The sequence below is a fragment of the Thermopolyspora sp. NPDC052614 genome (genome assembly GCF_040678635.1).
GTDB lineage: Bacteria > Actinomycetota > Actinomycetes > Streptosporangiales > Streptosporangiaceae > Thermopolyspora.
On record NZ_JBFATZ010000010.1, the window covers coordinates 257359 to 282691 of the forward strand.

The window sequence follows — 25333 nt, forward strand, 5'->3', positions numbered from 1 at the left end:
CTCTTTACGGCCCGCGTATGCCGCTGCGAGCAGCATGGCAGCGGAGACGACGGTTCGTTGCCGGATGACCGTGTTGTGGTGCAGGGAGTGACGCATTGATGACCGACGAGAACCGCACCTTCGGCATGGAGGGCGCGCCCGTCCGAGCCGGAAGCGTTCAGTCGAGCTCCCCCCGCGAGGACGGGCCCGAGCGGCTGGGCCGTCCAGAGTTCTTCCCGCCGGAGGGCGGCACCTCGATCACCCGCGTTGAGTCGTCCCGCGTTGAGTCACACCGCCGGGACGCCGACTGGGGCGACCCCTACGACGCCCGGCAGGGATCGCACGGCTCGCACCAGGGCCCCCGGGAGGGCTTCCCGCCGGCCCCGGCCGAAGGGCACCGGCAGCAGCACGAGCCTCAGCCCGGCCCCCCGCAGGGCGGCGCCTTCACCCGGCAGCCCGCGCCGTGGGAGGATTCCGGCGGCACCCGCCCGATATCCGGCCCGGCCGGCGGACCGCATCCGTTCGGGCCGCCTCCGCCGCAGCAGGCGACGGGCATGGGCCCCGGCTGGGCCCCGCCGCCGACCATTCCCGGCGGCGCCGTCGCCGGCGCGCGGAACGGTCCCAGCACGGGCCTCCTGGTGGTGATCGCGCTGGTGATCGCGCTGGTCGCGGGCGGCTTCGGCAGCATCGGCACCTACGTGCTCACCCACGACGACGCGTCCTCGACCACCGACCCGTCCTACTCCCTCGGCGAGGCCCCCACCACCGGCACGGTGGACCGCGCCCCCGACTCGGTCGCGGGCGTGGCCGCCCGGGTGCTGCCGAGCGTGGTGTCGCTGGAGGTGCGCGGCGTGCGCGAGGGCGGCACCGGCTCCGGCTTCATCATCCAGGGCGGGTACATCGTCACCAACAACCACGTGGTGGCGGCGGCGGGCCCCAGCGGCGAGATCACCGTCAACTTCAACAACGGCAAGTCCTCCCCGGCGAAGCTCGTCGGCGCCGACCCGAGCTCCGACATCGCCGTGGTCAAGCCCGACCAGGTGTTCGGCATGCCGGTGATCACCCTGGGCAACTCCGACAAGGTCGTCGTCGGCGACCCGGTGATCGCCATCGGCTCGCCGCTCGGGCTCACCGGCACGGTCACCACCGGCATCGTCAGCGCGCTCAACCGCCCGGTGCAGGCCGGCGGCGAGGGCGGCTCCGACTTCGCCTGGATCAACGCCATCCAGACCGACGCCGCGATCAACCCGGGCAACTCCGGCGGCCCGCTGGTGAACGCCTCCGGCCAGGTCATCGGCGTCAACTCGGCGATCGCCTCGCTCGGCTCCTCGGCGCAGTCCGGCAGCATCGGCCTCGGCTTCTCGATCCCGTCCAACCAGGTACGCCGGATCGCCCAGGAGCTGATCACCACGGGCGTGGCGAAGACCTCGCGCATCGGCATCAGCATCGACACCTCCTACACCGGCGACGGCGTACGCATCGCCACCCAGGCGAACCCGGGCCAGGAGGCGGTGGAGAGTGGCGGCCCCGCCGACAAGGCCGGCCTGAAGCCGGGCGACGTCATCGTCGGCATCGACGGCAAGCCGGTCATCAGCGGCGACCAGCTCATCGTGACGATCCGCAGCAAGGCCCCCGGCGACAAGATCAAGGTCACCTACCGCCGCGACGGCGAGGAGAAGACGACCACGGTCACGGTCGGATCCGCGCCGGCACCTCGGCCGCAGCCGTCCTGACCAAGCCGTTCGAGGGTTACGCTGGGGAATGGCCGCGCGCGGCGCGCGGCCATCGGCACACCCCGTAGGAGATCACGGTGTTCGGACTCGGATGGCCTGAGGTCTTGGCGCTCGTGGTCATCGCGCTGCTGGTCTTCGGCCCGGAGAAGCTGCCCCAGGCGGCCCAGCAGGCCGGGCGCACGCTGCGCCAGCTGCGCAACATGGCCAACAACGCCAGGGCGGATCTGCAGACCCACCTCGGCCCCGAGTTCCGCGACTTCGACCCGGCGGACCTCAACCCGAAGCGCTTCGTCCGCAAGCACCTGCTCGACGACATCGAACGGGACTGGTACCGCCCGTCCACGCCGAGCCTGCCGTCCTTCGATGACGACGACTATTACGACGACCCGGTGCCCTACACCCCCGTGAGCGGGGGCGTCCTGGCCTACGGCGAGGTCCCGCCGTACGACAACGAGGCGACCTGAGCGCGCGGCCTACTCCGGCGGCGTGAACTTCCTGGTACGGCTCAGCCCGGCCGCCCGCCCCTTGGCCGCGATCACCAGCGCCATCTTCCGCGAGGCCTCGTCGATCATCTCGTCGCCGAGCATGGCCGCGCCGCGCCGCCGTACCGTGGTGTGGTACTCGTAGGCGTCCAGGATCAGCTCGGCGTGGTCGTAGTCCTCCTGCGCCGGGGAGTAGACCTCGTTGATCGCCTCGATCTGGCCGGGGTGCAGCACCCACTTGCCGTCGAAGCCCAGCGCCGCCGACCGCCCGGCCACCCGCCGCAGGCCGTCGATGTCGCGGATCTGCAGGTACGGCCCGTCGATGGCCTGCAGGCCGTGGGTGCGGGCGGCGATCAGCAGGCGCATGAGGATGTAGTGGTAGGCGTCGCCCTCGGTGTAGCCGGGCGGCTGCTCGCCCACCACCAGCGTGCGCATGTTGATCGACGCCATGAGGTCGGCCGGGCCGAACACGAGCGTCTCCAGCCGCGGCGAGGACCCGGCGATGGCGTCCACGTCGGCCAGTCCCTTGGCGGTCTCGATCTGCGCCTCGATCCCGATGCCGCCAACCGGCAGGCCGAGGGCCTTCTCGATCTGGGTGAGCAGGATGTCCAGCCAGGTGACGTGCGCGACGTCCTGCACCTTGGGCAGCATCAGGCAGTCGAGGCGGTCGCCGGCCTGCTCCACCACGTCGATGACGTCCCGGTAGGCCCAGTGCGTGGTGGCGTCGTTGATCCGCACCGCCCGCACCTTGCCCGACCAGTCGCCTTCGCGCAGCGCCGCCACCACGTTGCGCCGGGCCTCCTGCTTGGCCAGCGGGGCGACGGAGTCCTCCAGGTCGAGGAAGACCTCATCGACGGGGAGCCCCTGCGCCTTCTCCAGGAAGCGGGGGTTGCTGCCGGGGACGGCGAGGCATGAACGCCGGGAACGCATCATGGGGCAACCGTAGCGGAGGCCGGATCCGGCATTACAGTGCCACTATGAGCGCGCCCGCCGACGCGACCGTGAACGCGACCGTGAACCCGACCATGAACGCGGCAATGGACCCGGCCGTCCGCGCCCGGCTGATCGCCGAGGGGGCGAAGAAGTCGGGCGTGTGCTGGGTGCATCTCGACCGCCCCAGGCTCGCCTGGCACGTGTGGCACGACGACGCGATCTACCTGGTGACCGGCGGCCCGGAGCAGGAGCTGCCCGGCCTGACCGAGGCGTCCCGGGTCACGGTGACGCTGCCGAGCAAGGACAACGGCGGCGCGCTCGTCGCGTTCGACGCCGAGGTGCGCGTGGTCGATCAGGCGTCGGAGCCGGAGGCGGTGGCGGTGCTCGTCAAGGATCGGCTCAACTCCGCCGACGGGGCCGGGCTGTCCGCGCGCTGGTCGGAGGAGTCCACCGTGGTACGGCTGACGCCCCTGGCGGCCGACTGAGCCAGCAGGGCCCCGGCGATGACGACCGCGCCCCCGATGATCTGGAACGGCCCGAGCGCCTCGCCGAGCAGCACCCACGCGATCAGCGCCCCGGCGATGATCTCCAGCGAGGCGACCGTGGAGCCGACGGCGGCCGACAGCCTGCGTACCGCCGTCACGCCGGTGATGTAGGCGGTCACCGTGGCGACGACGATCAGCCACGCGGCGGCGAGGCCGACGGGCAGGGTGGTGCCGCCGGTCGTCGCGGTGCCGCCGAGCAGGGACCAGGGGATGTCCCACGGCCGGCTGATCGGGACGAGGGCGACGGCGGCCCCGGCGAAGCCCCAGGCGATCAGGCCGAGCGGGTCCATCTCGTCGCCGAAGCCGTCGCTGAGCAGGAAGTAGCCCGCGCATCCGGCCGTGGCGGCGATGGCGGCGAGCAGGCCGAGCAGGTCCAGGCGCATGCCCTGCCAGACCTCGACGACGACCGCGAGGCCGATCACGGTGATCAGCGCGCCGAGGTACGCGGCGCGGCCCGGCCGCTTCTTGCGGACCAGGCGCACCCACGCCACCACCAGCACCGGCGAGGTGAACTCGATCAGCAGCGCGACGCCGACCGGGATGCGGGTGATCGCCACGAAGAACAGCGCCTGCACGCCCGCGATCGCCACCAGCGCGTACGCGGCCACCAGGCCGAGCCTGGACCGGGGGATGCGCAGGGCGCGGGGCCGCAGGAGGGCGAGGGAACCGAGCAGCAGCACGGCCGAGCCGGCCATGCGCACCCATACCGACTCCAGCGGCGAGAACCCGGCGGCGCCCAGGAACTTGGCCATCGGCCCGGAGAACCCGAAGCAGCACGCGGAGACGACGGCGATCGCCAAACTGGTGCGTCGCATACCCCACCATCCCGTAATGACCGTCAGACCTTTTGGATGCTGTCACACGGCGTCTGATGGAATCAACCCGGTTATTCGCGGCGTAGCGGGCATGAGACTGCGCACCGGGACGGACGCCCTACCGGGGAGGTGAGATGGTCTCCTACGCTGCGAATGTGAGGATCTTTATCGCGCGGCTCGCCGGCACGCCCGTCTTCGACCCGGCGGGGGACCAGATCGGGCGGGTGCGGGACGTGGTGGTCGCGCTGCGCGGGCCGCGGCCGCCGCGCGTGCACGGACTGGTCGTCGAGGTCCAGCCGCGCCGCCGGGTGTTCATGCCGATCACCCGGGTGCGCAGCATCGAGGCCGGCTCGGTGGTCTTTCCCGGCAAGCTCAACCTCCGGCGGTTCGAGCAGCGGGCGAGCGAGACCCTCGTCATCGGCGAGCTGCTCGACCGCGCCGTGACCGTGGACGGCGTCCGGATGACCGTGCTCGACCTGGCGATGGAGCGCGAGCGCTCGGGCGACTGGCTCGTCACCAAGGTCGCCGTGCTCAAGCCCGGCCGGGGCCTGCGGCGCGGCGAGACCATCGTGGTCGACTGGGCGGACGTCACCGGGTTCGAGAGCGTCCAGCAGGACCAGGGGGCGGCCAACCTGCTGGCGGCCTTCGAGATGATGCGCCCCGCCGACCTCGCCAGCGCCCTGCACTCGCTGCCCGCCAAGCGGCGCGAGGAGGTGGCGGTCGCCCTCGACGACGACCGGCTCGCCGACGTGCTGGAGGAGCTGCCCGAGCGGGACCAGATCGGCATCCTCGGCATGCTCGCCGCCGAGCGCGCCGCCGACGTGCTGGAGGCGATGGCCCCCGACGACGCCGCCGACCTGCTGCAGGACCTGCCCCATGAGCGCGCCCAGGCCCTGCTCGAGCTGATGGAGCCGCGCGAGGCCGCCCCGGTGCGCCGCCTGCTCACCTACGCCGAGGACACCGCCGGCGGCATGATGACCAGCGAGCCGGTGATCCTGCCGCCGGGCGCGACGGTCGCCGAGGCGCTGGCGCGCATCCGGCAGGAGGACATCACCCCCGCCGTGGCCGCGCAGGTGTACGTCACGCGCCCGCCCCACGAGACCCCGACCGGGCGGTTCCTGGGCGTGGCGCACTTCCAGCGGCTGCTGCGCGAACCGCCCTCCACCCTGGTCGGGGTGGCCATCGACAAGTCGATCGACCCTATTCGCCCGGAGTTCACCCTGGCGGAGGTGGCGTCCTACCTCGCGACGTACAATCTTGTCGCCGCCCCCGTGGTGGACGAACTCGGGCGCCTGGTGGGCGCCGTGACCGTTGACGACGTCCTCGACCACCTCCTGCCGGCGGACTGGCGCGAGCGCGAGCCGGTGACCACGACGGACGCGGAGGTTTCCGCGGCCGGGACGCGGGCGTCGGGATCGAAGGCGCAAGGAGCGACCGATGGCGGCTGACCGGCTCGACCTGCCCAGACAGCCCCGTGCGGTACGGCTGCGCCCGCACTACGACCCCGAGGCGTTCGGGCGGCTGTCGGAGCGGATCGCCCGGTTCCTCGGCACGGCCCGGTTCCTCGTTTACATGACGGCGTTCATCACGATCTGGATCGGGTGGAACGCGCTGAGCCCGTGGAAGTTCGACCCCTATCCGTTCATCTTCCTGACGCTGGTGCTGTCGCTGCAGGCGTCCTACGCCGCGCCGCTGATCCTGCTGGCGCAGAACCGGCAGGCCGACCGGGACCGGGTGCAGGGCGAGGAGGACCGGCTCAGCGCCGAGCGCAACCGGGCCGAGATCGAGTACCTGACGCGGGAGATCGCCTCCATCCGCCTGGCGCTTTCGGAGCTCGCCACCCGCGACTACCTGCGCTCGGAGCTGCAGCACGTGGTGGAGGAGCTGTGCGAGCGCGTGCCGGAGAGCCGCTCCTGACGGCGTCGCGTCGGCCCGCGGCGAACGCCGATCAGCCGGGGACGCCGGTCAGCCAGGGACGTCGGTCAGCCAGGGACGTCCGTCGGGCGGGGCCGCTGGTCGCGGGGCGGCGGGCAGGCGACCGTCCGCTCGAACACCCGGGTCAGCAGCGCCGAGCAGTGGCGCAGTTCGGTCGCGTCGAGCAGGTCGAGGAACCGCTCGCGGATGGCGCGCAGGTAGGTGGGCATGGCGGCGGCGAGCCGGGCCGCGCCCGGCTCGGTGAGCACCGCGTACAGGCCGCGGGCGTCGCTCGGGCAGGCCTCGCGCTCCACCAGGCCCTCGCCCTGCAGGCGGTCGATGAGCCGGGTGAGGCCGCTGCGGGACAGCAGGACCCGGTCCGCCAGGTCGTTCATGCGCAGGCGCCGCCCGGGAGCCTCGGAGAGCCGCGCGAGCACCTCGTACGCGGCCAGCGAGAGGTCGTGCTCCACCAGGAGATCCGCCTCAAGCACCCGGGTGACGCGCACCTGGACGCGCTGGAGCAGCCGCCAGAAAGTGAGCTCCTCGGGCGTGATGGCGGACCCGCCGCCGGCCAACACCGTCACAGTCGGCATCCTAGAACCTTTGGTGCATCTGGCACATACTTCTTGGTCGCGCCGTCCGCCGTCCGTGGCGGCGTACCCGCGTGTTCCCGGCACTCCGGCAGGTCCATACCATGGAGCCATGGCTCCCACTCCCGAAGCGGTCACGGCGGCGCTGGCCACGGTCAACGACCCGGAGATCCGCCGCCCGATCACCGAGCTCGACATGGTCAAGAGCATCGACATCTCCCCCAAGGGAGTGGTGCGGGTCGGCGTCTATCTCACCGTCGCCGGCTGTCCGCTGCGCGACACCATCACCCGGGACGTGACCAACGCCGTCGCCAGGGTCGACGGGGTGAGCGCGGTCCGCGTCGAGCTGGACGTGATGAGCCAGGAGCAGCGCAAGGCGCTGCAGACCAAACTGCGCGGCGACCGCGGGCCGGAGAAGGAGATCCCCTTCGCCAAGCCCGGCTCGCTCACCCGGGTGTTCGCCGTGGCGAGCGGCAAGGGCGGCGTCGGCAAGTCCTCGGTGACGGTGAACCTCGCGGCGGCGATGGCCTCCTCCGGCCTCAAGGTCGGCGTGGTCGACGCCGACATCTACGGGCACAGCGTGCCGCGCATGCTCGGAGTGTCCGAGCGGCCCACCAAGGTCGAAGACATGATCATGCCGCCGGTGGCGCACGACATCAAGGTCATCTCGGTGGGCATGTTCAAGCCGTCCGGCAACACGCCGGTGGTCTGGCGCGGGCCGATGCTCGACCGGGCGCTGCACCAGTTCCTCGCCGACGTGTTCTGGGGCGACCTCGACGTCCTGCTCATGGACCTGCCGCCCGGCACCGGCGACATCGCGATCTCGGTCGCGCAGCGCATGCCGACCGCCGAGATCCTCGTGGTCACCACCCCGCAGCTCGCCGCCGCCGAGGTGGCCGAGCGGGCCGGGTCGATCGCCGCGCAGACCCACCAGCAGATCGCCGGCGTGATCGAGAACATGGCGTGGCTGGCCTGTCCGCACTGCGACGAGCGCATCCCGGTGTTCGGCGAGGGCGGCGGGCAGTCGGTGGCCGACGGGCTCACCCGCATCCTCGGCACGCGGGTGCCGCTGCTCGGGCAGGTGCCGATCGACACCCGGCTGCGCGAGGGCGGCGACGAGGGCAAGCCGCTGGTGCTCACCGACCCCGATTCGCCGGCGGCGGCGGAACTGCGGCGCATCGCGGAGAGGCTGTCCAAGCGGTCGGCCAGCCTGCTCGGGCGTCAGCTCGGGCTCTCCCCCGTGGGTCGATAGTTGATTCTCCCCGTATTTCGGGGAATGTGGTTCATTTCGCGGTCGCGCGGAATGCGGCGATGCTTTGTCGGGTATTGCGATTTGCTTTGCCCGGGTGCTGGGCGGCGCCGTACCGGCTTGGGGAAAAGTCACGTGTGCTATATCCCGGCTATTCTCGCGTTCTGACTACGCTGCAGGAATGGATCGCAGGAAGTTCTTTCGCGCGGAATCGTCGGTGTTACGTGGGAGGCCGTTGGCCGCCGCGCTGGCGGTCGCCGGTGTGGCGGCGTTGGGGCTCGCGGCCCCCGCGGCCACCGCGGCCACCGCGGCCGCGAGGGGTCCGGTCATCCTCAGCTACAACGTCTGCGGCGGGAGCTGCGCGAATCGGCTGTCGCTCGCCGACTGGACGAGCCGGATGGTCCGGCGGGCGGACCTGGCGAACGCCGACGTGATCCTGTTCCAGGAGCTGTGCCGGGGACAGTACGACACCCTCAGGCGGGAGCTGGCCGGGCGGTACGACGCGCGGTGGGTCGGCACGATGAGCGACAACGAGGGCTGCGGCAAGCAGTGGGGGAGCGGCGCGGACTCCTCGGCGCAGCGGCGGGGGTTCGGGCTGGGCGTCTTCGTCAAGGGCGTCGGGTCGATCCGCGAGGAGCGCGTCTGGTGGCTGCCCAATCAGGATCGGCACGAGCCGCGGGCGCTGCTGTGCGTGGACGCCGTGCTGCGGGGGCGGGCGGCCCGGGTGTGCGACACCCATCTGGACTGGCACGACGACACCCAGGAGGTGCAGGCCGCGTTCGTCGCGCGGCTCGTCACGCCGTGGGCGCGGCGCATCCCGGTCGTGCTCGGCGGGGATCTCAACGCCGAGCCCGACCGGCCCTCGATGGCGCTCTTTTACGATCATTCCGGCGGACGAGGTGTGTTTCAAGAAGTCGATGAAACGGATAAGTCCTATTTCGGGAAGTTGTGTCCGCAGTCGGCGAGCCGGTGCCGTTCGGGGGAGGGCACCGACGGGGAGAGAAAGCTCGACTACGTGTTTCTGAGCCGGCGGCATTTCACCGCCGTCGAAGGCGACGCGATCGGGGACGAGCAGGTCTCCGATCACGACCTGCTGCGCGGGGCGGGCTCGTGGCGCAAGCTCGCGCCCCACGCCGACTTCTCGTGGAGCCCGTAGGGCCCCACGAGGCCCATGAGGTTCCAAAAAGCTTTGTCAGAACTGGAATCCGAACGTGGTGAAGAACCACAGCGACGAGGTCAGCCACAGCACCACCAGGCCGGTGAAGACCAGGCCGCCGAGCAGCGGGAGGGCCCAGCCGGGCAGGCCGCGCCTGGGCAGCGACACCATCTTGGCGACGAACGCGCCGTAGAAGAAGCAGCCCGTCAGCGAGTGGACGATCACGCGCGGGGCGTCGAACGACATGCCGAGCGCGTACAGGCAGTGGAAGGCCACCGGGATCGTCGCGAGGAAGGCCAGCCGTCCCGACCAGCGGTGCAGCGTGCCGATCCAGGGCGGCGCGACCAGGCCGGGCAGTTTGCCGTACATGATCAGAGCGGAGACCAGTTGGACGATGGCGAGAACGAAGGCGGCGGTGGTGAGCCACGTCTTCATCGTCAGCGTGCCGGAGAACCCGGCCAGGCCGATGGCGAAGTTGGTCGGCGTGTGGAGCCGGCCGTAGACCCCGAGTCCGACGGCGACCAGCGCGCCCACGGCGAGAGGGAGGGCGACGGGGGCGGCGCTCGGTTTGCGGGGAAGGGTGACGGTGCCCGAGTGGGGGTCCGCGTGGGGGTTTGTGAGGGGGTTCGTCATTTTGTGCTCCTGGATGACCTTTGATGACCTTTGTGACCCTTATGAGGCGGCCTGGTCGTCGAACCAGGAGTCCACGTTCTTCGTCACGAGCCGGGTGCCGTAGACGGTGACCTCGCCGTCGGGGCCGAGCACGGGCGCGGCCTCGGCGTTGCCGCCCACGAGCACCTGGCCGACCTGCCGTCCGTCGGACAGCCGGATCCAGGTGCCGCTGACGCGGGCGCCGCGCACGATCGCGCTGGCCCGGTACAGGCCGGAGGGCTTCTTCACCACGGGGGCGACGAAACGCCACCGGTCGTCGCCGACCTGCACCCGGCCCTGGGCCTTGCCGTTCTGCAGCGCGGCGGTGATCACCGAGTTCTTGCCCTCCAGCGTGAGGGTGTCGTTCTTGGCGATGCCCTTGAGCCAGGCCTCGATGCGGCCGTCGCAGAAGTAGGCGATCGCCTTGCCGTCGCGAATGGAGAGCGCGATGAGGCCGCCGTTGCCCTGGACGACGCCGGCGAAGTCGGCCTTCTTCGGCGTCGGGTCGGCCTGCGCGGTCGGCCGTGCGCTCGGCTGTGCGCTTGGCCGTGCGCTCGGCTGTGCGCTCGGCTGTGCGGTGGGGTTGGCGGTCGCGTTGGTCGTGGGGCCGGTCGTGGGGGCGGCGCTCGCCGACGGGGTCGGGTCGGCGGCGGGCTCCTCCGCTGCGGGGCCGGCCGCCGCGGCGACCTGGACGGTCGCGGGGCCCGAGGTGGCGCTCAGCACGCCGAGACCCGCGACGAGAATCGCTCCGGCGGCGAGCGTATGGAATGGCCCAAGCCGCTGCATGGTGTGCTCCTGAGGGATATGTCGCCCGCCCCGCGCCTGCGGTAGGCGGGGGCGGGCTTGTGGCGGTGTTCCCGTACCTGAGTGTGGGCGCGGCGGCGGGAAATGTCTGTGGACTAATGCGCATATCAACGGCTCGCCTTTCGTGCCTGTTAGGACAGGGCATGACCGTGCACGACAATGGCGGTATGCACGAGCCACCCTCACCCGGCGATCCGTCCCCAATGACCTGGGGCGCGCAGGCCCCGGCGCCGAGGGTGGCGTCCGCGCCGCCCGGCACCACCTACGACCGGCTGGCCCGCACCCCGCTGCATCGCTGGTGGCGTCCGCTGGTGGGCACGCTGCTGGTCGCGGTCGGGTTCGTGGTGATCGGCGTGGTCGTCCTGCTCGTGGGCGCGATCGCCGCGATGATCGTCGGGATTCCGCTCGTGACCGACGGCACGTCCATCACCCGGGACCCGCTGTTCGATCTGGCGGTGCTGCTGCTGTCGATCGCCTTGGTGCTTCCGGTGACGTACGGCGTGGCGCGACTCGTGCAGCGCCGCCCGCCCGGGACCCTGTCGTCGGTCGCCGGGCGGCTGCGCTGGGGGTGGCTGTGGGCGTGCATGGCGGTGGCGCTGGTGGCGGTGCTGCTCGGACACCTGGCCACGGCGGCGGCCTTCGCGGTGACCGGGGAGGGGACCGACGAGCTGTTCGGCTGGGTCGGCTGGGGGACGTTCGCGCCGGCGCTGGTCATCACGCTGCTGCTGGTGCCGTTTCAGGCGGCGACGGAGGAGTACATCTTCCGGGGGTGGGTGCTGCAGGCGTTCGGCGCCTATCTGCGTACGCCGTGGCCGGGCATCGTGCTGGGGTCGGCGGGGTTCACCGCGCTGCACGCGTACACTGGCTGGGGCGTCCTCGACGTGTTCGTCTTCGGGCTGGTCATGGGCTGGATCTCGGTGCGCACCGGCGGGCTGGAGGCGGCCATCGCCATTCACACCCTCAACAATGTTCTCGCCTTTCTGGTCAGCGCGGCGTCCGGCGATCTCGACGAGGCGCTGCGGCAGGGGGCGGTGCCGTGGCAGTCACTTGTCGGCACCGCCGTACAACTGACGATATTCACCGTGATAGTGGTCATTCTTGCCAAAAGTCGGGCAATTCAGACAGTCTCTCGATAAATCTCACTAGAGAGGTCTCGCCAGAACGGTCTGTGGCATGTTGCTCTGGTCTGGTCCGGGTAAACTGCCGACAAGGAGGTGCTGAGCGTGGCCTCGGGCCCCCAAGACCCGCGCTCGGAAGAGTGGTCGCCGCAGGACGCCGCCGACCACCAGGGAACGTCACGCGAGAGCGCCTCACACGCGCCCCGCACGTCTCCGCCGACACTGCACCACTTACCGCCGGGTCCCACCGAGTACGCGCCCCGCACCACGCCTTCGGCCTCGCCCTGGGCGCTGCCCCCCTTCGCGGCCCCCATTCCGGAGGACGAGGAGCCACGCGCGTCCGACGAACCGCTCCCTGCGGGCGGCTCGGCTGAGCCGCCGGACGAAGCGCCCGGCAAGCAGGTCTATCCGCCCGTGACGCCGTCGGCGGGAGGCCGGAATCCGTATCCCCGGCCGGATGCGCCGGATGCGCCGGATCGGCCGCAGGGGCAGGAGGGTTCCCCTTTCACCGGGAGCACGCCCGGCGCGCCACCGTACCGGCTCGTGAATCGGCCCGACAAGCTCGTCGCCTCCGGGCCGCCCCGGCGACCGGTCTCGCCGCCGTCCCCGAGCGAACCCGTGTCCGCCCCCTTCGCGCCCGCCACGTCGGAACCTCCGGTCACGGAACCTCCCGCCGCGCCGGACGCCGCCGAGCCCCGGCCCGTGGGGGACAGCGGGGGAGGCACGACCTGGAACCCCACCCCGGCGACCACAGGCGACCAGATCGCGTCCGGGCCCGGCGAGGGGGCCCGCGAAGCGGAAGGGGACGCCCAGCGGGTCGCCGGGGAGGGGTCCGGCCGCAGGCACGGCCGCCGGCGGCGGCCCGATGGGGACGAGTTCGCCAGGCCGGGGGACCGCCTGCGTCCCTACGAGCAGAGCGGCGACGCCGGTCGCCCGGCCGAGGGGTCGGCATCGCCGTACGAAGACGGATACATCCGCGCGGTGTGGCCCCCTCCCGGACCGGGCGTCGGCGACGACCCTGCCTCACGTGCCGGGCGGGACACGCCGTCCGGGTCGGACGCGGAGGCCGCGCGCCACGAGGGCGGCCCGTCGGACCCGGACATCCCGTCGGACCCGGACATCCCGTCGGACCCGGACATCCCGTCGGACCCGGACATCCCGCCGGACTCGGACATCCCGCCGGACGACCCGGACGACGAGGCCGGGCGGGGCTCGCCGGTCGCGTGGGGGGACCGCGAGCGACCGGAGCCGGACGACGAAGAGCCGATACGGCGGATCGGGGCGCCGCCGGGCGGGCGGCCCGCCCGCCCCGCCGTGCTGGCGGGACTGGGGCCGCCGCGTCGCCGCGGCGGGCAGCGGGGGACGCAGCGTCCGGCGCAGCGCGGAGGCCGGGGGCGGCATCACCGTGAGGATCCCCGGGCGCCTCGGCGGCGCGGCGGGCGCGGGCTGTTCACGCCCGTCCTGGCCGTGCTGGTGCTGGTGATCGCCACCGGGCTCGGGTTCGTCGTGGTGAGCTGGTTGAACTCGCCGGCCGCCACCGGGGTACGGCTCGCCGCGGGCGACGGGGCGTCGGCGGACGGGGTGTTCCTGGCCCATCCGGGCGCGGCCGGGAGCGGCTCCAGCCAGGTGCTCAACGCCGTCACGTCGGTCGGGTCCACCGTCGTCGCGGTGGGCGGCGACACCACCAGCCCGGTGCCCCGGCCGCTGTTCCTGGTCTCCGCCGACGGCGGATCGACGTGGGAGCTGGGCCGGGTGAGCGGGTCGGCCGGGTACGAGGCGCGGGTCGGCTCGGCGGGCCTGGTGACCGGCGGCGGCGGGCGCTGGCTCGCCGCGGCCACCGACGCGGCCGCGGGCGGCGGCGTCCGCGGCGCGGGCCTCGGGCTCGCCGCGGGGACGGGCGCGGGCGCGCGCGGCATGTGGACCAGCGCCGACGGCCGCACCTGGACCGCCGTCGATCCGGCGAAGCTGTCGATGTTCTGGCCCGGGGATCGGATCGCCGACCTGGCCCGCACCGCGTACGGATTCGTCGCCGTCGGCACCACGACGCTGAGCGACGGCAGGACCGGCCCGGTGGCCTGGGCGTCCCCCGACGGCCTGAGCTGGACGCGCGTCGACAGCCGGGACATCGCCCAGGACGCGGGCGTGCGCGGCATCCGCGCTGCGGTGGCCAAGGGCGACCAGGTGGTGGCGCTCGCCGACCCGGGCACCGGCGACGGATCCTCGGTCATCCTGCGCTCCCCCGACGGCGGCAGGCACTGGCAGCGCGCGCCCCAGCCCTTGGCCCAGGTACGGCCCGAGCCGGGCGCGCTGGCGGTCGCGGGCGCGGAGTTCGTGCTGGTGCCCACCCGCCAGAACGCCCCCGGCGGGAAGGTGACCGTGCGCTGCTCGGCGGACGGCGCGGCCTGGCGCGCGTGCGGCAGCATCGGGCCGCTCGGCCCCGACAGCACGGGCGTGCGCGGCCTGGCCTACTCGGCGGCGGGCGTGGCCGCGGTCGCCGAGACGAGCTGGCAGAAGTACACGGTGTTCACCAGCGAGAACGGCGCCGACTGGGCCAAGGGCGCCGAACTCGGCACGGTCAACGGCATCCTGCGCGGCCTGGCGATCACCGATCAGGGCGTGCTGGTCGCGGGCGGCGACGCGCCCGCGGGCGACGTGGACAACCTGCCGATCCTGCTGACGGCGCGGCAGGGCGAGAAGGCGCGGGCCGTACCGCTGGACGGCATCACCGGGCTGAGCAGGTCGGCGCGGGAGACCGCCCGGGTGGCGGCGGCGGAGAAACTGTTCGTGGCCGTGGGCGCGGCCCAGGGCGACGCGGGCATCTGGACCAGCGCCGACGGCACCGGCTGGACGACGATCGGCGGCGAGGCGCTCGGCGGGGCCGGCCGCCAGGCGCTGGTGGACGTCGCACACGGGCCCAAGGGCTGGATCGCCGTGGGCAGCACGATGAGCGACCCGATCGTCACCGCCCCGCTGCTGGTGACCTCGCGCGACGGCGATCAGTGGCGGCGGGTCGAGGGCTCGGACGCGATGGCGGTCCCGCAGGGCCGCCAGCACCTCGCGCCCCAGTCCGTCGCCGCCGGTCCCAAGGGCTACGTGATCGCCGGCGAGGAGCGCGGGGGCGGCGACGCCACGCCCGTGCTGTGGTTCACCGCCGACCTGCGCCGCTACCAGCGGGTCGGCAAGCTCCCCGCGGGCGGGGCCGGGGTGCGGCTGTACGACGTGGCCGCCACCTCCGCCGGATACGTCGCCGTCGGCGGATCCGGTACGGCCGAGCGTGAGGCCGGCGTGGTGTGGACCTCGGACGACGGCCTCAACTGGACCGCCCGCCCCCGCGTCGTGCCCGACGGGGCGCGCTCGGCGGGCCTGCGCCGCGTGGTGGCCACCGCGACCGGCCTGGTGGCCGTCGGCACCGCCGTCACCGAGGACGGCCGCCGCCCCTTCGCCGCCGTCTCCGCCGACAACGGCCGCACCTGGGAGCACTCCTGGCTGCCCGCCGACGAGAACGCCACCGTCACGGACCTCACCGCCGCCGGGTCCGCGCTGATCGCCGTCGGCGCCTACGGCTCAGGCGGCGGCGACAGCGTGGCCTGGACCTCCGGCGACGGCCGCGAATGGCACCGCCAGTCCCCGGAGGAGGCCGGGCTCACCGGCGAGGGCGCCCAGTGGTTCTGTGCGGTCGCCGCGCTCGGCGACCGCGTCGTCGCCCTGGGGCGCTCCACCACGTACACCGATGATCACCTCACCCTCTGGCGTACGGCCGTGGACCGCTGACCTACGCCTCCTCCCCGCCGCTTACGGGGCCGGGAGGACCCGCCACTCGGTGAGGGCGTCGAGCAGGCCCGGGGTGAGGGGGAGACGCGCGAGGTCGCCCGGGGTGCACCAGCGGGCGTCGGAGGCGTCGTCGTCGGCGGCGAGCCGGCCGGCGGTGACGGAGGCGAGGTAGTCGTTGATCTCGTAGACGGCGTCGCCGGGGGCGGGGCGGTCGACGGTGCCGGCGAGGGGGCCGACGGCGACGGTGAGGCCGGTCTCCTCGCGGACCTCCCGGACGACGGCCTCGGCGTCGGACTCGCCCGGCTCGACGCGCCCGCCCGGCAGCGACCACAGGCCCTCGCCGGGCGGGTGGGCCCGCCGGATCAGCAGCAGGCGGCCCGCGTCGTCGAACACGATCGCCCCCACACATTTGATGCGCACGGGGTCAACATTACGACGGGATAACGAATGGGACCTTGACTTGTGGGCAGGAGGCCGAGCACGGTGATGAATTGTGAGAGCTGCGCCTGTCTGTCCGAGGTGCTTCGGGTCGTTGCACGGCCCCAGCGCCTGGTCGAGTGCCTGGCGCTGCGGCGTGCACGGGGACGTCCCCCCGCTGCACACCCATCGCCCCTCCGACGCCGCGTTCGACGCCGTACGGCGTGACGCGCGGGTCCCGGTGTGGACGCCCTGGCCGTTACCGTCCGGGTGGCTGGTCACCGGGTTCGGCGCGGCGGGGGACGATCGGACCGGCGCGCGGGCGACCGTGGTGGCCGTGTCCGGGCCGTCGGTCACCTGGGGGCCCGCCGACATGCTGCTCGTCGCCGAGGAACCCGGCATCGGCCTCGGCGCGGCGTACGCGGGGCTGAACGGCCCCGACCCGGGCGACGGCCTGGGCATGGGCCCGCCGCACGCCAAGGTGGACATCCGAGGTCATCCCACCGCCTTGTGGTGCGTGGACTCGGTGCCCGGCGACCGCGCCGCGTACGTGGGCGAGGCGCTCGGGAACTGGCTGTGGGCGATCGCCTGGCCCGCCGAGGTGGGGTGCCTGATCGCGCTCGCCGAGTTCTCGCTGCGCGACCTGAGCGACCCGGACCAGGTGTTCGATCTGCCGTACGGGGCGCTCTCGCCGCGCCTGCACTGGGATCCGTGAGGGCTTCGGGACGGCCCTGTGGCGGGCGTACGGCGTGAGCGCGACCACGGACGGCACCGCAGTCGGTAGGGTTTGTTGTCGTGACAGCGCGTATCGAGCGAGTGGTGACGTCGGGCGTCGTGGAGATCGACGGCGCCGAGTTCAAGGTGGAGAACAACACCTGGATCGTGGGCGACGACGACGAGGTCATCGTCATCGACCCGGCCCGCGACGGCGAGAAGATCCTGGAGAAGGTGGGCGAGCGCGAGGTGCTCGCCGTCATCTGCACCCACGGTCTCCCCGACCACGTCGGCGCGGCCATCGAGGTCGCGATCCGTGACGAGGCCGCGGTCTGCCTCCACCCCAAGGACAAGAAGCTCTGGCGGGAGACCTGGCGGGAGACCTGGCCGGACATCGACGTCGAGGACGAGGGCGTCTTCGAGGTCGCGGACGTGCGGTTGGAGGTGCTGGAGACCCCCGGGATCACGCAGGGCGGCATCTCGCTGTACTGCGAGGAGCTGGAGGTCGTCTTCACCGGCAAGTCGCTGCAGGCCGACGGGCCGGGCAGGCTCGGCGGGGAGTACCCGGCGCTGCCCGACCAGCTCACCGCGATCGGCGGGCGGCTGTTCACGCTGCCGGGGAACACCCGGGTGCTGCCCGCGCACGGCGAGGAGACCACGATCGGGGACCTGGAGCCGAACTTCGACGACTGGGTGTCGGGGTCGCTCACCCGCACGGCCGACACGCCCGGCGAGGACGTGCCCGTCGTGGACGGCACCCGCGCCGCCGGCATCAAGCTCAAGCTCGACGACGAGTAGCCCGCGCGTGCAGCTTCCCCTGGAGGGCATGCCGCGGCGCCTGTACTCGTGCACGCCGTCGCGGCTGAACGCCTGGCTCGACTGCCCGCGCCGCTACCGCTTCGCCTACCTGGACCGGCCGGCGCCCGCCAAGGGGTCGCCGTGGGCGCACAACAGCGTGGGGGCGTCGGTGCACAACGCGCTGGCCGCCTGGTGGCGGGAGCCGTACGAGCGGCGCACCCCCGCCGTGGCGGGCATGCTGCTCGGCAGCGGCTGGATCACCGAGGGCTTCCGCGACCAGGAGCAGTCGGCGCGATGGCGCGACCGCGCACGGGAGATGGTGATCGAGTACGTCGCCGGGCTCGACCCGTCCGACGAGCCGCTCGGCGTGGAGCGCACGGTGGCGACCCGGACGGCCGTCATCGCCGTGTCCGGGCGCGTGGACCGGCTCGACCGCCGCGGCGGCGAACTGGTCGTCGTCGACTACAAGACCGGGCGGCGCCCGCCGACCTCCGACGACGCGCGCTCCTCCCTGGCGCTGGCCGTCTACGCGGTCGCCTCCGCGCGCATGATGCGCATGCCCTGCCGCCGGGTCGAGCTTCACCACCTGCCGAGCCGTACGGTGGCCGTCTGGGAGCACACGGAGGAGTCCCTCGCCCGCCACCTGGGCCGCGCCGAGGACATCGCCGCCGAGGCGGCCGAGGCCGACGAGCGCTACCGCGCGTGGGCCGGCGCGTCCGCGGACGCCCGCCGCGCCCCGCGATCCGCGCGGACGGCCACGGGGACGGCCACGGGGACGTCCGGCCGGTCCGGGGAGCCGCCCGAGGTCCCCGCGGAGATCGACGCGCATTTCCCGCCGCGGCCGAGCCCCCTCTGCTCCTGGTGCGACTACCGCCGCCACTGCCCCGAAGGGCAGGCCGTCGGTACGGCCCGGCAGCCCTGGGACGGCCTCCAGGAGGACCTGGTCGCCGACTGAGGCGCGGGTAACCCGCGCGTTCAGGCGTGGTGGGCCAGGCGCTGCTCGGCGGCGTTCCAGAAGCGCGTGAGGGCCGCCGCCGTGGTCTCCGGGGCCTCGACGGCCGGGCTGTGCAGGGCTCCCGGGACGACCACGCATTCGGCGTTGAGGCGGGCGGCCATCTCGGCCTGCAGGTGCGGCGGCCAGCCGTCGTCGTGCTCGCCGTACAGGACGAGCTTGGGGACGTCGGCGTGGGCGAGCTCCGCGACCCGGTCGGGGCAGGACAGGACCTGCTCGCCCATGGTGCGCAGGCCGACGAGGTTGTTGGACAGCAGCCGCTTGCGCAGGAAGGCGAGGACCTCGTCGCCGACGCCGGCGTTGAGCGCCTCGGGCTCCAGGCGCTTGGTCCACAGGTGTTCGAGGCCGAGGGCGGGCAGCTCCTTCAGCAGGGCGCGTCCGCCGATCTCGCGCGGGCCCACGATGTTGTGCGGGCCGGAGCTCATCAGGGTGAGCGAGGCCGGCTTGGCGGCCCCGGCGAGGACGGTCTCGCGGACCACCAGCCCGCCGAAGGAGTGGCCCAGCAGGTGGACGGGCTCGCCCTCGCCCACCACCGTGGCCACCGCGCCCACGTCCTCGCCGAGGCTGGCGCAGGTGTACGCGGCGGGGTCGTCCGGGCCGGGCGTCTCGTACTGGCCGCGCAGGTCGATCGCGATCACCCGCCGACCGGCGTGGGCGAGGGTCTGCAGGATCGCGATGAAGTCCTCTTTGCTGCCGGTGTAGCCCGGCACCAGCAGCGCGGGCCATCGCTCGGCGACCCCGCTGACGGGCAGCGCCTCAAGAGCGGCGAACCACCCCACGCGCGTCTCGATCCGGATCGGGCTGACCCCAGGAGGCAACGTCAGGAAGCGCGGCGTACTCACGTGGCACCACAATACCGTTCCCGGCGTTGTTGGCCATTGTCGCCGGAACGCTGCGAAGCGGACGTGTCCGGCGCTTCACCGGCACCTGTGCGCCGTTTGAACAGGTCCCCGGGCCTGTGTCCCGTGTCAAGGGCCGGACCGGGAACGGCGCGGCCCTTGACGAAAACCATCAGCCGTTGTTGCGGCGGGAGCGGGAACGGGAGGACCTGCCGCGGCGCTGGGTGCGCTCGGTCGCGGCCGACGGGGCGACGTAGTCGTCGTCGGCGGCAGGGCCCAGGTCCGGCGCCTGGAAGATCACCGTGAACGGGCTCGGCGGGATGATGCGCTCCGGCTCCGGCCTGGGGCGCGGCGCCGGCGCCACGTCGTCGGGCTCGTAGAACCCGTCGGCGTCGGCGTCGTCGTAATCGCCGTGATCCCCGTGATCCCCGTAATCGGCGTAATCGGTGCGGTCCGCGTGACCGGCGCCCGCGAAGGCGCTCGCACGGGAGTCCGCCATCGGCTGTGCGTCGGCCAGTGCCTCGGCGAGGGCCGCCTTGTCGGCCCCCCGGCGTGTGCGCTTGGGCGGCAACGCCTCGACCTCCTCGGTGACGACCGGCACGGGTGATTTCTCGTTGATCGAGCCGCCGGGAGCGCCTGCGACGGCGGACCGGCGGGTTTCTGCGACGGTACTAACGGTATGAGCGGTGGCGGCGTGAGCGGCGGAGGCATCCGCGCCGTCGGCGGGGCGGCCGCCACGGGTGCGGCGACGCTGCCGTTCGCGCCGGGGACGCTCCGCGGAGCCGTCCCGGCGGTCGTCGCGCCGCCGGGAGCGCACCCGCCCGGTCTCGCCGAGGTCCTCGAGCTCCTCGGCCTCCAGGCCCGCGCGGGACCGCAGCGCACGCGGCAGCACGCCCTTGGTGCCCGCCGGGATGCCGAGGTCGGCGTACAGGTGGGGCGAGGTGGAGTAGGTCTCGGCCGGCTCGGCGAAGCCGAGGCCCAGCATGTTGTTGATGACCTTCCAGCGGGTGAGCTCCTCCCACTCCACGAAGGTCACCGCCGTGCCGGTACGGCCCGCCCGCCCGGTGCGCCCGATCCGGTGCACGTAGGTCTTGTCGTCCTGCGGGCAGTCGTAGTTGATCACGTGCGTGACGTCGTCGATGTCGATGCCGCGCGCCGCGACGTCGGTGGCGACCAGCACGTCGACCTTGCCGTTGCGGAACGCCCGCAGGGCCTGCTCGCGCTGCCCCTGGCCGAGGTCCCCGTGGACGGCGGCGGCGGCGAAACCGCGGTCGACGAGCTGCTCGGAGACCATGTCGCAGGCGCGCTTGGTCTCGCAGAACACCATCGTCAGGCCGCGGCCCTCGGCCTGCAGCAGCCGTCCCACGATCTCGATCTTGTCCATCCGGTGCACCCGCCAGACGTGCTGCACGGTCTGCGGGCGGGCGTCCGCCTCCTGCACCGGGTCGTCCGCGGCGACGTGGGTCGGCCGGTTCAGGTACCGGCGGGCGAGGGCCACGATCTCGCCGGGCATGGTGGCCGAGAACAGCATCGTCTGCCGCTCGGCCGGGATGAGCTTGATGATGCGCTCGATGTCGGGCAGGAAGCCCAGGTCGAGCATGCGGTCGGCCTCGTCGAGGACCAGCATGGTGATCTGGCCGAGGTCGAGGTGCTTCTGCTTGACCAGGTCGAGCAGTCGGCCCGGGGTGCCCACGACCACGTCGACGCCGAGCTTGAGCGCCTCCACCTGCGGCTCGTAGGCCCGCCCGCCGTACACCGACAGCACCCGGGAGCCGAGCTTGCCGCCGGCGATGACGAGGTCTTCGGTCACCTGCAGGGCGAGCTCGCGCGTCGGCACGACCACCAGGCCCCTGGGCTTCTTGCGGTTCTTGCGCGGCTTGCCCACCCGCTGCAGCATCGCCACGCCGAAGGCGTAGGTCTTGCCGGTGCCGGTGCGGGCCTGCCCGATGACGTCCTGACCGCTGATCGCCAGCGGCAGCGCCATCTCCTGAATCGAGAACGGTGTCGTGATGCCCTCGGTCGCGAGGGCATCGGCTATCTCCGGTATGACTCCGAGGTCTCGGAACGTCGTCAGCTTGGCCTGCCTAATCCTCTGCGAAGGCGGGCCTCCGGGACCCTGCACCGTGATGTCCCCCTGTGGGGTCCGCGCGGAGTGACGCCTTCAACTGTTCCAGCGACCGCCGTGGAGTCGAGCCATTCCTTGGGGCTCCGGGAGGTCCGCGGGGGGCCGGGGAACAGTCCCCGGGATGACGCGAACCCCGGATTAACACAGTGCGGTCGCACTTTCACATTGCAGTGTACTCGATACCACAACAGCGGACCGATGTCTTTATGTTCCCCTCTCATGTTTAGTCTGCACCCATGAGTGATACCCCAACCGGCGTCGTGGATCTACTGGGCGTGCTCGCCTACGCGGAGTTGACCGCCTTCCTCAGGCTCGCGGAGGACGCGGCCTCGCTCGCCCCCTCGCTCACCGACCGGGCCGCGCTCAGCGACCTCGCGGCGGTCGAGCACCGGCACTTCCGGCTGCTGCGCGACCGGCTCGCCGAGGTGGGCGTCGACCCCGAGGAGGCGATGGCGCCGTTCGTGGACGCCCTGGACGCCTGGCACGCCCAGACCCGGCCGGCGGACTGGCTGGAGGCCCTGGTCAAGGCGTACGTGGGCACGGGGATCTCGATGGACTTCTACCGGGAGGCCGCGCGCCGGGTGGATCCCGGCACGGCGGCGCTGGTGGAGGAGGCCCTCGCGGACGAGGGGCGGTCGGAGTTCGCGGTCGAGCGGGTGCGGGCCGCGCTGAAGACGGACCCGAAGGTGAGCGGGCGGCTGGCGCTGTGGGCGCGGCGGCTGGTCGGGGAGGCGCTGAGCCAGGCGCATCGGGTGGCGGCGGTGCGTCCGGCGCTGGCGGCGCTGCTCGTCGAGGCCGGCGACGGGGAGGACCTGCCGGAGATCGGCCGAATGTTCGCCCGGCTCACCGAGGCGCACGGCAAGCGCATGGCCGCCCTCGGCCTGACGCCGGGGCCGTGAGCCGGGGCGGTAAGCCGGACCATAATCGGACAGATCGTCTGTGGGATCGTGCGGCGCGAAGGCACGTCGCGGTTGTAGCGTGCTGTCATGAGGGCCTCGTGCCGCTACGGCAATTCCTTCAGCCGTTGTACGACCGAATATCGGCGGGACCGCCGACGGACGCGCGCCATTGTGCGAAGGGGGAGCACGCTCTGCCCGGACGTCGATCCGGGGCGGGGCGACGGGCACGTCGCCCGTCGCGTCCGCCGCCCGCCCGGATGTTCCTACCGGTCCGGCTGACCGGGCGGGTCTAGCGCGCGCCGAAGCCGACGGGGCGCTGCTCGTCCTCTCCGATCTCCACGAATCCCAGTGCGCTCACGGGGACGATGACGCGCCTGCCCTTGGAGTCGGTCAGGGCGAAGACGCCCTGACCGCCGAGCGCGTCGCGTAGTGCCGTCTCCACCTGGTCGGGCGTGAGGTCGGTCTCCACCACCAGCTCGCGATGTACCGAACGCACACCGATCTTGACTTCCATCGTGCTCCTTCTCTTCGCAGCGCTGATACCGCCATGCTCATCGCACCCGGCGCGAGCGGGCGGCGTGATCGCGCCAAGCGAAAACGGCCTGTGGGGTGCCGGTCAGGTCGTGCGGGGGAAGCCGCTGATGCCGCGCCAGGCGAGGCGGGCCATGAGCTGCTCGGCGGAGTCCTTGGGGATGGAGCCGTGGGTGCTGATCCAGTACCGGGCGCTCACCTCGGCCATGCCGACCAGGCCGACGCCCAGCAGGTGGGCCTCGTCGCTGGAGACGCCGGTGTCCTCCTGGATGACCTGGCTGATCATCTCGGCGCAGTCCTGGAGGGCCCGCTCGACGCGCTGCCGTACCGGGGCCGCGTTGCGCAGGTCGGACTCGAACACCAGGCGGAACGCCTCGCCCTGGGTGGAGACGAAGTCGAAGTAGGCGCGGAAGGTGTTGCGTACCCGCTGCTTGTTCTCGGTGGTGGAGGCGAGCGCCTCGCGCATGCGGCCGACCATGTCCTCCACGTGCAGGTCGAGCAGCGCCAGGTAGAGTTCGAGCTTGCCCGGGAAGTGCTGGTAGAGCACGGGCTTGCTGACCCCGGCCCGCTCGGCGATCTCGTCCATGGCGGCCGCGTGGTATCCGTGCTCGACGAACACCTCCTGCGCGGCGGAGAGCAACTGGCGGCGCCTTGCCATGCGGGGCAGCCGCGTGCCCCGGGGTCTGGCGTCCGGGGTAGCTGTCACGACGGTCTCCTTGCGAGAACGGGGCGTACGGCGGGGCCCTCGCACAGGATCCTGCGCGGAGGCTCCGCGCGGCCCCACGAGGACCAGGGTGCCCGGCCACGCGGACCGCAATCACAGGGTCGCGACGGCGATGTCGGCGATGTCACCGTCGTGACCTCACGATCTCAGGTTCCCCCCACGAGTGCGCGAGCGCGGACGCGGTCAGGGCGCCCGGCGCAATCCTACGCGCCGGTAATCGCCTGGGTAATCCTGATCAGCGATAATCGTCCTCATCGAGGTCCACGGTCCGCTCCTGCTCGGCCGCGTCGGCGGGATCCACCTCCAGCGGGATGCGCTGAGGCCAGGTTCGGTCCTCCTCGCGCAGCGACCGCTGCTGCTCGGCCGCGTCCGCCTCCGGAGCCTCGATCGAGAGCTCTTCGGACGTGGTCTCGCCGATGGAGGAGTCTCCACGCACATCCATCTCCGACATGTTGTCGTCCCTCTCGCTCGGCTTCGGGCTCGTTCGGTCTCGGGCTCGCCTCGCCACGGGCACCCCGGGCGCCCTTGGTGGACTCCGCACCAGAGTACGGCCATTCCCGGCCGCCGCCGATGAGCACACCCGTACCCACGATCAGGCGTCGGCCACGGCGGCGAACAGATCGCCGTGGCGGGCCACCCGGTCCAGCACGTCCGCGGCGGTGAACATCATGGCGCGCGGGTCGTCGCATCCGCCGGCCTCGTCCCACCGCAGCGGGGTGGAGACGGTGGGGGCGGAGTTCGCCCGCAGCGAGTACGGCGCGACCGTCGTCTTGGCCGGGTTGTTCTGGCTCCAGTCGATGAAGACCTTTCCGGGGCGCTCCTTCTTCGCCATCACGCTGGTGACGCGGTCGGGGTGCAGGGCTTGCAGGTGGCGGGCGATCGCCTTGGCGAACGCCGAGGTGTCGGCGATGCCGGAACCTTTCAGCGGGACGTAGAGCTGCATGCCCTTGCGGCCGCTGGTCTTGGGCAGCGGGTCGAGGCCCTCGTCGCGCAGCAGGTCGCGCAGGAGCCCGGCGACCCGGCAGCAGTCCACGATCGTGGCCGGGGCGCCCGGGTCGAGGTCGAAGACGAGGGTGTCGGGGGCGAGGGGGGCGCCCGCGAGGTCCACCCGCCACATCGGCAGGTGCAGCTCGATGGCCGCCAGGTTGGCGTAGTAGACCAGCGTGGACAGGTCGTCGACGAGGGCGAAGTCGATGGTCTCGCGGTCCTTGGTGCTGCCGGGCACGGCGATGGTGGCGCGCCGTACCCAGCCGGGGGCGTGGTCGGGCACGTTTTTCTCGAAGAAGGAGCCGCCGGCGACGCCGTTGGGGAAACGTTTGACGGTCAGCGGACGCCCGGCGAGGTGGGGGAGGAGCACGGGGGCGATCCGCGAGTAGTAGTCGATCACCTCGGCCTTGGTGAATCCGGTATCGGGATAAAGAACCTTTTCCAAATTGCTGAGCGTGAGATCTCGACCATCGACGTTCACATGTACCCGTTTGGTCATGACTCCCCCTCTTCCGGTATTGCCCGGGTCATATCGGGTACCTGCCCA

24 protein-coding genes are annotated in these 25333 nt (G+C 72.5%); 12 read left to right on the forward strand and 12 right to left on the reverse strand.

The genetic code is table 11. The features are described 5' to 3' along the window. Positions 1 to 98 precede the first annotated feature (98 nt). Positions 99 to 1712: a trypsin-like peptidase domain-containing protein gene (locus AB0K60_RS22735; RefSeq protein WP_364058257.1), complete on the forward strand. Its 1614-nt coding sequence runs from the start codon at positions 99 to 101 to the stop codon at positions 1710 to 1712. Between the two features lie 77 nt (positions 1713 to 1789). Further along, positions 1790 to 2176, forward strand: coding sequence for a sec-independent translocase (locus AB0K60_RS22740; protein ID WP_364058260.1), 387 nt, complete (start codon positions 1790 to 1792; stop codon positions 2174 to 2176). 9 nt (positions 2177 to 2185) lie between these two features. Here the strand turns inward: AB0K60_RS22740 and AB0K60_RS22745 are convergent, their stop codons facing one another. Both AB0K60_RS22745 and AB0K60_RS22750 read right to left on the reverse strand, forming a co-directional pair. Continuing rightward, entirely contained in the window at positions 2186 to 3124 is a 939-nt protein-coding gene (locus tag AB0K60_RS22745; protein WP_364058462.1) for a CoA ester lyase, read from the reverse strand. Between the two features lie 355 nt (positions 3125 to 3479). Further along, entirely contained in the window at positions 3480 to 4487 is a 1008-nt protein-coding gene (locus AB0K60_RS22750) for a DMT family transporter (RefSeq protein ID WP_364058263.1), read from the reverse strand. 134 nt (positions 4488 to 4621) lie between these two features. Here AB0K60_RS22750 and AB0K60_RS22755 point away from each other — a divergent pair, with 134 nt between their 5' ends. Together AB0K60_RS22755 and AB0K60_RS22760 are read left to right on the forward strand one after the other, a co-directional pair. After that, positions 4622 to 5935: a CBS domain-containing protein gene (locus tag AB0K60_RS22755; protein ID WP_364058266.1), complete on the forward strand. Its 1314-nt coding sequence runs from the start codon at positions 4622 to 4624 to the stop codon at positions 5933 to 5935. Further along, complete coding sequence (locus tag AB0K60_RS22760; protein WP_364058269.1) at positions 5925 to 6404, forward strand: DUF1003 domain-containing protein; 480 nt, start codon at positions 5925 to 5927, stop codon at positions 6402 to 6404. The genes AB0K60_RS22755 and AB0K60_RS22760 overlap by 11 nt, the downstream gene beginning before the upstream one ends. 65 nt (positions 6405 to 6469) lie before the next feature. On the opposite strand, the gene AB0K60_RS22765 is transcribed toward AB0K60_RS22760, so the two are convergent. Next, positions 6470 to 6994 (reverse strand): MarR family transcriptional regulator, encoded by a 525-nt coding sequence (locus AB0K60_RS22765; protein WP_364058272.1) that lies wholly within the window; start codon positions 6992 to 6994, stop codon positions 6470 to 6472. A 109-nt stretch (positions 6995 to 7103) separates the two neighbouring features. Between AB0K60_RS22765 and AB0K60_RS22770 the strand changes: the two genes are divergently transcribed. Both AB0K60_RS22770 and AB0K60_RS22775 read left to right on the forward strand, forming a co-directional pair. Further along, positions 7104 to 8243 carry a P-loop NTPase gene (locus tag AB0K60_RS22770; protein ID WP_364058275.1) on the forward strand — a complete coding sequence of 380 codons (1140 nt, stop codon included), beginning with the start codon at positions 7104 to 7106 and terminating at the stop codon, positions 8241 to 8243. 232 nt (positions 8244 to 8475) lie between these two features. Further along, positions 8476 to 9396 (forward strand): endonuclease/exonuclease/phosphatase family protein, encoded by a 921-nt coding sequence (locus AB0K60_RS22775; protein WP_364058278.1) that lies wholly within the window; start codon positions 8476 to 8478, stop codon positions 9394 to 9396. Positions 9397 to 9432: 36 nt separating this feature from the next. On the opposite strand, the gene AB0K60_RS22780 is transcribed toward AB0K60_RS22775, so the two are convergent. Both AB0K60_RS22780 and AB0K60_RS22785 read right to left on the reverse strand, forming a co-directional pair. Next, a complete protein-coding gene (locus AB0K60_RS22780) occupies positions 9433 to 10029 on the reverse strand; it encodes a DUF6529 family protein (protein WP_364058281.1) in 597 nt (198 codons plus the stop codon). Between the two features lie 39 nt (positions 10030 to 10068). Then, positions 10069 to 10833: a PT domain-containing protein gene (locus AB0K60_RS22785; protein WP_364058284.1), complete on the reverse strand. Its 765-nt coding sequence runs from the start codon at positions 10831 to 10833 to the stop codon at positions 10069 to 10071. A gap of 161 nt (positions 10834 to 10994) precedes the next feature. Between AB0K60_RS22785 and AB0K60_RS22790 the strand changes: the two genes are divergently transcribed. Then, the gene (locus AB0K60_RS22790; RefSeq protein WP_364058287.1) at positions 10995 to 11987 is read left to right on the forward strand and encodes a type II CAAX endopeptidase family protein; all 993 of its coding nucleotides are present in this window, start codon (positions 10995 to 10997) and stop codon (positions 11985 to 11987) included. Positions 11988 to 12512: 525 nt separating this feature from the next. Next, the gene (locus tag AB0K60_RS22795) at positions 12513 to 15740 is read left to right on the forward strand and encodes a hypothetical protein (RefSeq protein WP_364058290.1); all 3228 of its coding nucleotides are present in this window, start codon (positions 12513 to 12515) and stop codon (positions 15738 to 15740) included. A gap of 21 nt (positions 15741 to 15761) precedes the next feature. Here AB0K60_RS22795 and AB0K60_RS22800 read toward each other — a convergent pair whose 3' ends face one another. Beyond that, on the reverse strand, positions 15762 to 16160 hold the full coding sequence (locus AB0K60_RS22800; protein WP_364058293.1) for an NUDIX domain-containing protein: 399 nt from the start codon (positions 16158 to 16160) through the stop codon (positions 15762 to 15764). A gap of 73 nt (positions 16161 to 16233) precedes the next feature. Between AB0K60_RS22800 and AB0K60_RS22805 the strand changes: the two genes are divergently transcribed. The 3 genes from AB0K60_RS22805 to AB0K60_RS22815 all read left to right on the forward strand — a co-directional run bounded on the left by AB0K60_RS22805 (position 16234) and on the right by AB0K60_RS22815 (position 18624). Then, positions 16234 to 16872, forward strand: coding sequence for a DUF6758 family protein (locus AB0K60_RS22805; protein WP_364058296.1), 639 nt, complete (start codon positions 16234 to 16236; stop codon positions 16870 to 16872). Between the two features lie 80 nt (positions 16873 to 16952). After that, entirely contained in the window at positions 16953 to 17669 is a 717-nt protein-coding gene (locus tag AB0K60_RS22810) for an MBL fold metallo-hydrolase (protein ID WP_364058299.1), read from the forward strand. Positions 17670 to 17676: 7 nt separating this feature from the next. After that, the gene (locus tag AB0K60_RS22815; protein ID WP_364058302.1) at positions 17677 to 18624 is read left to right on the forward strand and encodes a PD-(D/E)XK nuclease family protein; all 948 of its coding nucleotides are present in this window, start codon (positions 17677 to 17679) and stop codon (positions 18622 to 18624) included. 20 nt (positions 18625 to 18644) lie between these two features. On the opposite strand, the gene AB0K60_RS22820 is transcribed toward AB0K60_RS22815, so the two are convergent. Together AB0K60_RS22820 and AB0K60_RS22825 are read right to left on the reverse strand one after the other, a co-directional pair. Beyond that, positions 18645 to 19523 (reverse strand): alpha/beta hydrolase, encoded by an 879-nt coding sequence (locus tag AB0K60_RS22820; RefSeq protein WP_364058305.1) that lies wholly within the window; start codon positions 19521 to 19523, stop codon positions 18645 to 18647. 169 nt (positions 19524 to 19692) lie between these two features. After that, positions 19693 to 21504, reverse strand: a complete 1812-nt coding sequence (locus AB0K60_RS22825) for a DEAD/DEAH box helicase (RefSeq protein WP_364058308.1) — start codon at positions 21502 to 21504, stop codon at positions 19693 to 19695. Positions 21505 to 21881: 377 nt separating this feature from the next. On the opposite strand from AB0K60_RS22825, the gene AB0K60_RS22830 reads away from it, so the two are divergent. Beyond that, on the forward strand, positions 21882 to 22544 hold the full coding sequence (locus tag AB0K60_RS22830; protein WP_364058311.1) for a ferritin-like fold-containing protein: 663 nt from the start codon (positions 21882 to 21884) through the stop codon (positions 22542 to 22544). A 289-nt stretch (positions 22545 to 22833) separates the two neighbouring features. On the opposite strand, the gene AB0K60_RS22835 is transcribed toward AB0K60_RS22830, so the two are convergent. The 4 genes from AB0K60_RS22835 to ligD form a co-directional block, all read right to left on the reverse strand. After that, the gene (locus AB0K60_RS22835; protein ID WP_364058314.1) at positions 22834 to 23058 is read right to left on the reverse strand and encodes a DUF3107 domain-containing protein; all 225 of its coding nucleotides are present in this window, start codon (positions 23056 to 23058) and stop codon (positions 22834 to 22836) included. Positions 23059 to 23160: 102 nt separating this feature from the next. After that, on the reverse strand, positions 23161 to 23781 hold the full coding sequence (locus AB0K60_RS22840) for a TetR/AcrR family transcriptional regulator (RefSeq protein WP_364058317.1): 621 nt from the start codon (positions 23779 to 23781) through the stop codon (positions 23161 to 23163). A gap of 253 nt (positions 23782 to 24034) precedes the next feature. Further along, complete coding sequence (locus AB0K60_RS22845) at positions 24035 to 24241, reverse strand: hypothetical protein (protein ID WP_364058320.1); 207 nt, start codon at positions 24239 to 24241, stop codon at positions 24035 to 24037. Positions 24242 to 24391: 150 nt separating this feature from the next. Then, positions 24392 to 25285 (reverse strand): non-homologous end-joining DNA ligase, encoded by an 894-nt coding sequence (gene ligD / locus AB0K60_RS22850; protein WP_364058323.1) that lies wholly within the window; start codon positions 25283 to 25285, stop codon positions 24392 to 24394. Positions 25286 to 25333: the final 48 nt, after the last annotated feature.

Excerpts from the sequence above, each read along its gene's own strand:
- AB0K60_RS22735 (WP_364058257.1), top strand. The coding sequence starts at position 99 with ATGACCGACGAGAACCGCACCTTCGGCATGGAGGGCGCGCCCGTCCGA.
- AB0K60_RS22745 (WP_364058462.1), bottom strand. The coding sequence starts at position 3,124 with ATGCGTTCCCGGCGTTCATGCCTCGCCGTCCCCGGCAGCAACCCCCGC.
- AB0K60_RS22750 (WP_364058263.1), bottom strand. The coding sequence starts at position 4,487 with ATGCGACGCACCAGTTTGGCGATCGCCGTCGTCTCCGCGTGCTGCTTC.
- AB0K60_RS22755 (WP_364058266.1), top strand. The coding sequence starts at position 4,622 with ATGGTCTCCTACGCTGCGAATGTGAGGATCTTTATCGCGCGGCTCGCC.
- AB0K60_RS22760 (WP_364058269.1), top strand. The coding sequence starts at position 5,925 with ATGGCGGCTGACCGGCTCGACCTGCCCAGACAGCCCCGTGCGGTACGG.
- AB0K60_RS22765 (WP_364058272.1), bottom strand. The coding sequence starts at position 6,994 with ATGCCGACTGTGACGGTGTTGGCCGGCGGCGGGTCCGCCATCACGCCC.
- AB0K60_RS22770 (WP_364058275.1), top strand. The coding sequence starts at position 7,104 with ATGGCTCCCACTCCCGAAGCGGTCACGGCGGCGCTGGCCACGGTCAAC.
- AB0K60_RS22780 (WP_364058281.1), bottom strand. The coding sequence starts at position 10,029 with ATGACGAACCCCCTCACAAACCCCCACGCGGACCCCCACTCGGGCACC.
- AB0K60_RS22785 (WP_364058284.1), bottom strand. The coding sequence starts at position 10,833 with ATGCAGCGGCTTGGGCCATTCCATACGCTCGCCGCCGGAGCGATTCTC.
- AB0K60_RS22790 (WP_364058287.1), top strand. The coding sequence starts at position 10,995 with ATGACCGTGCACGACAATGGCGGTATGCACGAGCCACCCTCACCCGGC.
- AB0K60_RS22825 (WP_364058308.1), bottom strand. The coding sequence starts at position 21,504 with ATGGCGCTGCCGCTGGCGATCAGCGGTCAGGACGTCATCGGGCAGGCC.
- AB0K60_RS22830 (WP_364058311.1), top strand. The coding sequence starts at position 21,882 with ATGAGTGATACCCCAACCGGCGTCGTGGATCTACTGGGCGTGCTCGCC.
- AB0K60_RS22835 (WP_364058314.1), bottom strand. The coding sequence starts at position 23,058 with ATGGAAGTCAAGATCGGTGTGCGTTCGGTACATCGCGAGCTGGTGGTG.
- AB0K60_RS22845 (WP_364058320.1), bottom strand. The coding sequence starts at position 24,241 with ATGGATGTGCGTGGAGACTCCTCCATCGGCGAGACCACGTCCGAAGAG.
- ligD (WP_364058323.1), bottom strand. The coding sequence starts at position 25,285 with ATGACCAAACGGGTACATGTGAACGTCGATGGTCGAGATCTCACGCTC.